The sequence below is a fragment of the Streptomyces sp. NPDC059398 genome, from assembly GCF_042751845.1.
Taxonomy (GTDB): domain Bacteria; phylum Actinomycetota; class Actinomycetes; order Streptomycetales; family Streptomycetaceae; genus Streptomyces.
The window spans coordinates 1-7,279 of sequence record NZ_JBHYWP010000173.1; the positions used below are offsets into that span (position 1 = coordinate 1).

The 7,279-nt window shown below is 72.0% G+C and carries 7 protein-coding genes and 1 pseudogene; 3 read left to right on the plus strand and 5 right to left on the minus strand.

All coding sequences use genetic code 11. The features are described 5' to 3' along the window. Positions 1 to 121 precede the first annotated feature (121 nt). Positions 122 to 397, minus strand: coding sequence for a GlsB/YeaQ/YmgE family stress response membrane protein (locus ACFXBC_RS34375; RefSeq protein ID WP_385033802.1), 276 nt, complete (start codon positions 395 to 397; stop codon positions 122 to 124). Between the two features lie 212 nt (positions 398 to 609). Between ACFXBC_RS34375 and ACFXBC_RS34380 the strand changes: the two genes are divergently transcribed. Together ACFXBC_RS34380 and ACFXBC_RS34385 are read left to right on the plus strand one after the other, a co-directional pair. After that, positions 610 to 987 (plus strand): DUF3099 domain-containing protein, encoded by a 378-nt coding sequence (locus ACFXBC_RS34380; protein WP_385033805.1) that lies wholly within the window; start codon positions 610 to 612, stop codon positions 985 to 987. Positions 988 to 1,214: 227 nt separating this feature from the next. Then, positions 1,215 to 1,496: a hypothetical protein gene (locus tag ACFXBC_RS34385; RefSeq protein ID WP_385033808.1), complete on the plus strand. Its 282-nt coding sequence runs from the start codon at positions 1,215 to 1,217 to the stop codon at positions 1,494 to 1,496. Between the two features lie 59 nt (positions 1,497 to 1,555). Here ACFXBC_RS34385 and moaA read toward each other — a convergent pair whose 3' ends face one another. From moaA to ACFXBC_RS34400, 3 genes are all read right to left on the minus strand, one after another. Then, on the minus strand, positions 1,556 to 2,545 hold the full coding sequence (gene moaA / locus ACFXBC_RS34390; protein ID WP_385033810.1) for a GTP 3',8-cyclase MoaA: 990 nt from the start codon (positions 2,543 to 2,545) through the stop codon (positions 1,556 to 1,558). A 195-nt stretch (positions 2,546 to 2,740) separates the two neighbouring features. Further along, positions 2,741 to 4,363, minus strand: a complete 1,623-nt coding sequence (locus ACFXBC_RS34395; RefSeq protein WP_385033813.1) for a cation acetate symporter — start codon at positions 4,361 to 4,363, stop codon at positions 2,741 to 2,743. Continuing rightward, positions 4,360 to 4,725, minus strand: coding sequence for a DUF485 domain-containing protein (locus ACFXBC_RS34400; protein WP_385033816.1), 366 nt, complete (start codon positions 4,723 to 4,725; stop codon positions 4,360 to 4,362). The genes ACFXBC_RS34395 and ACFXBC_RS34400 overlap by 4 nt, the downstream gene beginning before the upstream one ends. A 266-nt stretch (positions 4,726 to 4,991) precedes the next feature. Here ACFXBC_RS34400 and ACFXBC_RS34405 point away from each other — a divergent pair, with 266 nt between their 5' ends. Beyond that, a complete protein-coding gene (locus tag ACFXBC_RS34405; protein ID WP_385033819.1) occupies positions 4,992 to 6,551 on the plus strand; it encodes a S8 family serine peptidase in 1,560 nt (519 codons plus the stop codon). Between the two features lie 172 nt (positions 6,552 to 6,723). Here the strand turns inward: ACFXBC_RS34405 and ACFXBC_RS34410 are convergent. After that, positions 6,724 to 7,279 (minus strand): annotated as a pseudogene (locus ACFXBC_RS34410) (zinc-binding dehydrogenase); the annotation flags it as partial.

Below are 7,279 nucleotides of genomic sequence, written 5' to 3' on the forward strand. Positions count from 1 at the left end.
ACCCGGGCGGCGCGCCCGCCCCGCCCTCCGGCTCTAGAACGCCAGCGCCTGGGGGCGGGGGGCGGGGGCTCGCCCCGGCCCCCCCATCACGTACGCCTGGCGTCAGGACGCACGCCCGGCGTCAGGCGGCGTGTCGCCTGCCACGGACCGCGGCCCAGAGCTTGTCACCGACACCGACGACGATCACGGCGCCGATCAGCTGGAGCAGGTGCCTGATCCAGTCGATGCCCCGGGTGTCGTTGACCCCGAGGCCGGTGGCCGCCCAGTTGCCCAGCACGCTGCCCAGGATGCCGCACACCACGGTCAGCCACAGGGGGATCTGCTGCTTGCCCGGGATGATCGCCTTGGCGATCAGACCGAGCACCAGCCCCACGATGATGGCCCACAACCAATTCACGTCGCCTCCTGATAGGGCTGCCGTTTACGCGTGGGCCCCAGTTTCGGCCCAGCCTCCATACGGCGCATGTCGGACAGCTCCATACGTGCCGCGGTGGCCCCGGCACGGGCGGTACGGGCGCGCCCCGCCCTTATCGGGCGTGGAGCGTCGGCGTACCGTGGTGCCGTCCGGTCCGGGGAGAGTCCGGCGCGGGAATCGGGTGGTGGAGCGCGATGGGGAAGCAGAGCAGCGGTGGTGAGGTCTTCCGGATCACGGGCGCCCGCACGGGACTCGCGGAGGATGTACGCGGCCGGCAGCGCCGGTACATCATCTCGATGACGGTGCGGACCGTCGCGGTCATCCTGACCGCGGCTCTCTGGAACGTGGCACGACCGGTGGCGATCGGGGCCCTGGTGCTGGGTGCCTTCCTCCCGTACGTCGCCGTGGTGATCGCCAACGCGGGCCGCGAGAACACTCCGGGGCTCCCCACCACGTTCGTTCCGGCACCATTCCGCCCGGCGCTGGAACCGTCCTCCGTGGTGACGGGGGCCGAGTCGGCGGACGAGCGCACCGCCACGGAGCGTGAGCAGCGGGTGGCGGATCAGGGCTGAGGCGGGGCCGAATCCCCATGGGGGCCAAAGCTCAAGAAAAGCTCAGATCAATCATGAAGTTCCGGTGCCGCACCCCTATGGGCCCGTGACATACTTTGCAGGCGCTCCGCATCCCCCGTCGGAGCGAAGGACCGACGCCGGGCAGCTCCCCCCGTGGCTGCTCGGCGTCGCCATTTCCCGGCCCCTGGTCCGTCCGTAACGGCGATGCGTTGGCCTAGGGTTGAGGGGTGAACTCCCCTGATACGACCGGTTCCGCCCCCGCTTCCGCCCCGGTGTGCTCGGCCAAGGGCTGCCGGGCCGATGCCGTGTGGGTGCTGGCGTGGAACAACCCGAAGCTGCACACCCCGGAGCGCCGGAAGACCTGGCTGGCGTGTGCGGAACACCGGGAGCATCTGTCCCAGTTCCTGGGGGTACGCGGCTTTCTCAAGGACGTGGTGGCCCTCGCCGACTGGGAGCGGGGCGCCAGGACCGGCGGCGGGACGAGGGAGGCCGGCGGCGGAACACCGTAGAGGCCGGCCCGGACAGCCGGTGGCCGGCCCGGAACACGGGAGGCCGGCCGGCGGTCCGGTCAGCCGCCGATCGCCGACATGGGCCGGTCGGGCTGGAGGAAGGACGGATCGTCCAGACCGGATCCGGCCTTCTTCCCCCACATCGCCAGCTTCCAGCGCCGGGCGATCTCCTCGTCCGGTTCACCGGAGCGCAGCGCGGCCCGCAGGTCCGACTCCTCACGGGCGAAGAGGCAGGTACGCACCTGTCCGTCAGCGGTGAGCCGGGTGCGGTCGCAGGCGCCGCAGAACGGGCGGGTGACGGAGGCGATGACCCCGACCCGGTGCGGTCCGCCGTCGACCACCCAGCGCTCGGCGGGCGCCGAACCGCGCTCGTCGCTGCCCTCCTCGGTGAGGGTGAAGCGGGTGCGCAGCGACTCGATGATGTCACCCGCAGTGATCATCCCGTCCCGCTTCCAGCCGTGCTGGGCGTCGAGTGGCATCTGCTCGATGAAGCGCAGCTCGTAGTCGTTCTCCACGGCCCAGGCGAGCAGGTCGGGGGCCTCGTCGTCGTTGAGCCCCGGCATCAGTACGGTGTTGACCTTCACCGGGGTGAGCCCGGCGGCGCGGGCCGCGGCCATCCCGTCCAGGACGTCGCCGTGGCGGTCCCTGCGGGTGAGGGTCTTGAAGACGTCGGGGCGCAGGGTGTCCAACGAGACGTTGACCCGGTCGAGGCCGGCGGCGGCCAGGGCCTGTGCGGTGCGCTTGAGGCCGATGCCGTTGGTCGTGAGGGACATCCGGGGGCGTGGCTCAAGGGCGGCGACGCGCTCGACGATGCCGACGAGGCCGGGGCGCAGCAGCGGCTCACCGCCGGTGAAGCGGACCTCGGTGATACCGAGCGAGGTCACGGCGATGTCGATCAGCCGGACGATCTCATCGTCCGTGAGCAGATCGGGCTTGGCCAGCCACTGCAGGCCCTCTTCCGGCATGCAGTACGTGCAGCGCAGATTGCAGCGGTCGGTGAGTGACACCCGCAGGTCAGTGGCCACTCGGCCAAAGGTGTCGACAAGCACGGTGGGCCCCCTCCCCAGAAACGGAAACGCGTACGCAACCGAGCGTACGCGACACCTGTGACACCCACAGGGGCCGATTACCACGAGGTGGGAAGGGGCCCGGTCGTAGATCCCTACGATCCCTGCGACCGGGCCCCCGGCGCGCGTACCCCCGCTGCGCGGACGCCTCCCTGCGCGGACGCCTCCCGATGGAGCTCAGTGGGCCCCGAATCCGGTGAGGGACCTGACTTCCAGCTCGGCGTACTTGTCCTGGTCGGGCTCGTCGGACGAGAGCAGCGAGCCCAGCCAGCCGAGCAGGAATCCCAGCGGGATGGAGATCAGGCCGGGGTTCTCCAGCGGGAACCAGGCGAAGTCGGCGCCCTTGAACATCGAGGTGGGCTTCCCGGAGACGACCGGTGAGAAGAGGACCAGCACCACGGAGGAGACGAGACCCCCGTAGATGGACCAGAGGGCGCCGCGGGTGGTGAACCTCTTCCAGAAGAGGCTGTAGAGCAGGGTCGGCAGATTGGCGGAAGCGGCGACCGCGAAGGCGAGGGCGACCAGACCCGCGACGTTCAGATCGCGGGCGAAGGCGCCCAGCACGATGGCGACGGCGCCGATCGCGACGGTGGCCCAGCGGGCCGCGCGCATCTCCTCCTTCTCGGTGGCCTTCCCCTTGCGGATGACGTTGGCGTAGGTGTCGTGCGCGAACGACGACGAGGAGGCCAGGGTGAGCCCGGCGACCACCGCGAGGATGGTGGCGAAGGCCACCGCTGAGATCACCGCGAGCAGGACCGGCCCTCCGGTGGAGCCGGCGCCGCCGCCGATCTCCAGGGCCGCGAGCGGGGCCGCCGTGTTCCCCGCCGGGTTGGACGCGATGATGTCGGCGGGTTTGAGCAGGGCGGCGGCGCCGAAACCGAGCACGATCGTCATCAGGTAGAAGGCGCCGATGATGCCGATCGCCCAGTTCACCGACTTGCGGGCGGCCTTGGCCGTCGGCACGGTGTAGAAGCGGATCAGGATGTGCGGCAGGCCGGCGGTGCCGAGCACCAGGGCGATGCCGAGCGAGATGAAGTCCAGCTTGGAGGTCCCCGACGCGCCGTACTTGAGGCCGGGTTCCAGGAACGCTTTCCCCTTGCCGCTGTGGGACGCGGCCGAGCCCAGCAGGTCGGAGACGTTGAAGTGGAATTTCAGCAGGATCAGGAACGTGATGAGGACGGTCCCGGCGATCAGCAGGACGGCCTTGACCATCTGGACCCAGGTGGTGCCCTTCATCCCGCCGATCGTGACGTACACGATCATCAGGACACCGACCAGCGCGACGATGGCGATCTTCCCCGCGTCGCTGGTGATGCCGAGCAGCAGCGAGACCAGGACTCCCGCGCCCGCCATCTGCGCCAGCAGATAGAAGATCGAGACGACGATGGTGGAGGCTCCGGCCGCGGTACGGACGGGGCGCTGGCGCATCCGGTAGGCGAGGACGTCGCCCATCGTGTAGCGGCCCGAGTTGCGCAGCGGTTCGGCGACAAGCAGCAGCGCGACCAGCCAGGCGACCAGGAAGCCGATCGAGTAGAGGAAGCCGTCGTAGCCGAAGAGGGCGATGGCGCCCGCGATGCCGAGGAACGAGGCGGCCGACATGTAGTCGCCGGAGACCGCGAGCCCGTTCTGCAGCGCGGAGAACTGCCGGCCGCCCGCGTAGAAGTCGGCGGCGCTCCTGGTGCGGCGTCCCGCCCAGACGGTGATGACGAGCGTGGCGGCGACGAAGACCGCGAACAGGGTGATGATCAGGGGCCGGTGCTGGGTGGTCGCCGATGCGGCGAGCTGGACGGCGGGGCTCATGAGCCGCCCTCCATACGGGACTTGATCGCGGCTCCCCGGGGGTCGAGCCGGTTCGCGGCGTGCCGCGAGTAGAGCCACGCGATGAGGAACGTGGTGAGGAACTGGCCGAGGCCGAGGACCAGGGCCACATTGATGTTGCCGACGAGCCTGGTGCCCATGAAGCCGCCCGCGTAGCTCGAAAGCAGCACGTACAGCAGGTACCAGGCGACGAAGGCGACGGTCAGCGGGAAGGCGAAGGAGCGGTGGGCGCGGCGCAGTTCGCCGAACTCCGCGCTCTGCTGCACCTCGGTGAACGTCCCGGCCGGGGCCCGGCCGGGACCGGCGCGCGTTCCGCCCGGGGTCTGCGGTGCATCGGTGGCCACGGATTCTCCTCGCGACGTACGGACGGTGAGTGGACTGCCGGAGGTCCGCTGTTCCGGGCCTCCGGACAGGGGCACGGCGCGCGGGGCCGAGTGGTTCAACGCCCGGCCCTTTCCGTCAGGACGCCGGGCCCTTTCCGTCGGAATGCCCGGCCCTCCCTGTCGGACCGCTTGACGGGCGCGGCGGGACGGGGTGCGCTTCACTGGTCGGACGGACGCCCAACTGCGTTCCGCAGCAGGGCGGTTGCTACGGATGATGTGGAGGATCCATGGTTCATCTGAGATCCGGGCGGGCGCGTGCACTCGCGCTGCCCGCAGGACTGGCCCTCGTCGCCTCGCTCTGCCTCCTGCCGGGCACGGCCACCGCGGAGCAGGGCGGCGCCGCCCCCGCGCACGCCCCGGCCCCCGGGACGGGCCCGGCTCTGTCGTACGTCGTGAACACCGGGACCGGTCACCGTGCCACGGCCTCGGCGGAGCGGGCCGTCACCCGGGCGGGCGGCTCGGTGGTCATGGCGTACGAGGAGGTGGGCGTGGTGGTGGCGCACGCGTCCGGGCCGGACTTCGCGAAGACCCTGCGCAGGGTCAGGGGGATCGATTCGGTGGGTGCGACCCGTACCGCGCCGCTGCCTGCCGGTGCCGCCAAGAAGGATGCCGCCGCCAAGAAGACCGAGGCGCCGCTGGAGCTCACGGCCCGGCAGCGGGCGGCGGCAGCGGCGAAGGCCGCCCCGGGCGAGGACCCGATGGAGCCGCTCCAGTGGGACATGCGGGCCATCAAGGCGGACCAGGCCCATGAGCGGACGCTCGGCAGCCGTGCTGTCACGGTCGCGGTGATCGACACGGGTGTCGACGACACCCACCCGGACATCGCCCCCAACTTCGACCGCGGGGCGTCGGCGGACTGCGGCACGGGCAAGCCCGACACCACGGACGGCGCCTGGCGGCCCACCGCGGACGAGAGCCCGCACGGCACCCATGTGGCGGGCGAGATCGCGGGCGCGCGGAACGGCATCGGCATCACCGGGGTGGCGCCCGGCGTGCGGGTGTCGGGCATCAAGGTCGGCACGGCCGCCGGCTTCTTCTACACGGAGGCCGTCGTCTGCGCCTTCGTGTGGGCCGCCGACCATGGCGCCGATGTGACCAACAGCAGCTACTTCACCGACCCGTGGTACTTCAACTGCACGTCCGACCCGGACCAGAAGGCCCTGGTCGAGGCCGTCACCCGGGCGACGCGGTACGCGGAGCGCAAAGGCACGGTCAATGTCGCGGCGGCGGCCAACGAGGGGTTCGACCTCGCGTCGCACCGCGTCACCGACCCGCTGAGCCCGGACGACGGCACGGCGGTCTCCCGCACGGTGGACCCGACGGCCTGCCCGGACATCCCCGCGCAGCTGCCGGGCGTCGTCACCGTGGCCGCGACGGGCACCAAGGACCTCAAGTCCTCGTACTCCAACTACGGCCTCGGGGTCGTCGACATCGCCGCGCCCGGCGGCGACTCGGCCACGTACCAGCCGCCCGCGCCGCCTGCCACCAGCAGCGCGGTACTCGGCCCGGTGCCGGGCGGCGGCTATGCCTACATGGCCGGTACGTCGATGGCGTCTCCGCATGTCGCCGGAGTGGCGGCCCTGATCAAGTCCCGTCATCCGCACGCCTCGCCCGCCCAGGTCAAGGCGCTGCTGTACGCCGGGGCCGACCGGCTCACCTGCCCGAGGCCGTACCCGGTCGACGCCGACGGTGACGGGAAGCCCGACGCGGTCTGCGAGGGCGGCGGCAGCCACACCAGCTTCTACGGGGCGGGCCTGGCGGACGCGCTGCACGCGGTCACCCGGTAGCCCTGCGGAGGACGGGCCGGGCGGGGCGGTGGGGCGGCCGGCGCGGCGGTGGGGCGAACGGCGCCCGGCGGGGCGAGGGCGGACGGCGCCCGGGGCGAGGGCGGACGGCGCCCCGCCCGCCGGACCGCCGGACCGCCCCGCCCGGCTCGCCGCCGGACCGCCGGGCCGGTGCCTACTTCACCAGGACCTTGAGCGCGGTGCGCTCGTCCATCGCCCGGTAGCCCTCCGGCACCTCGTCCAGGGCGACGGTGCGGTCGAAGACCGGTGACGGGTCGATGGTCCCGTCCAGTACGTCGGCGAGCAGTTCGGGGATGTAGCTGCGGACCGGGGCGACTCCGCCGCGCAGGGCGATGTTGCGGTTGAACATGTCGCTCAGGTCAAGACCGGTGCCGCTGCCGTGCGGGACACCGACATAACCGATGGCCCCGCCGTCCCGGGTGACGGCGACGGCCGTGGCCATCGACTGCTCGGTGCCGACGGCCTCGATCACCGCGTGCGCACCCTGGCCCCCGGTCAGCTCGCGCACCGCGGCGACGGCTTCGTCGCCGCGGACCGCGACGATGTCGGTGGCGCCGAAGGTCCGGGCGATGTCGGTGCGGACCTGGTGGCGGGCGGGCCGGCTATTTGAGAGGGGGCCGAGCCCCCCCCCCGGCCTTGACCCCCCCTGTCCCCACTGACAGGGACCCGAGCGAGGCCCGGGTGGTGGCGGGCGGGACGCCCGGCCCGCG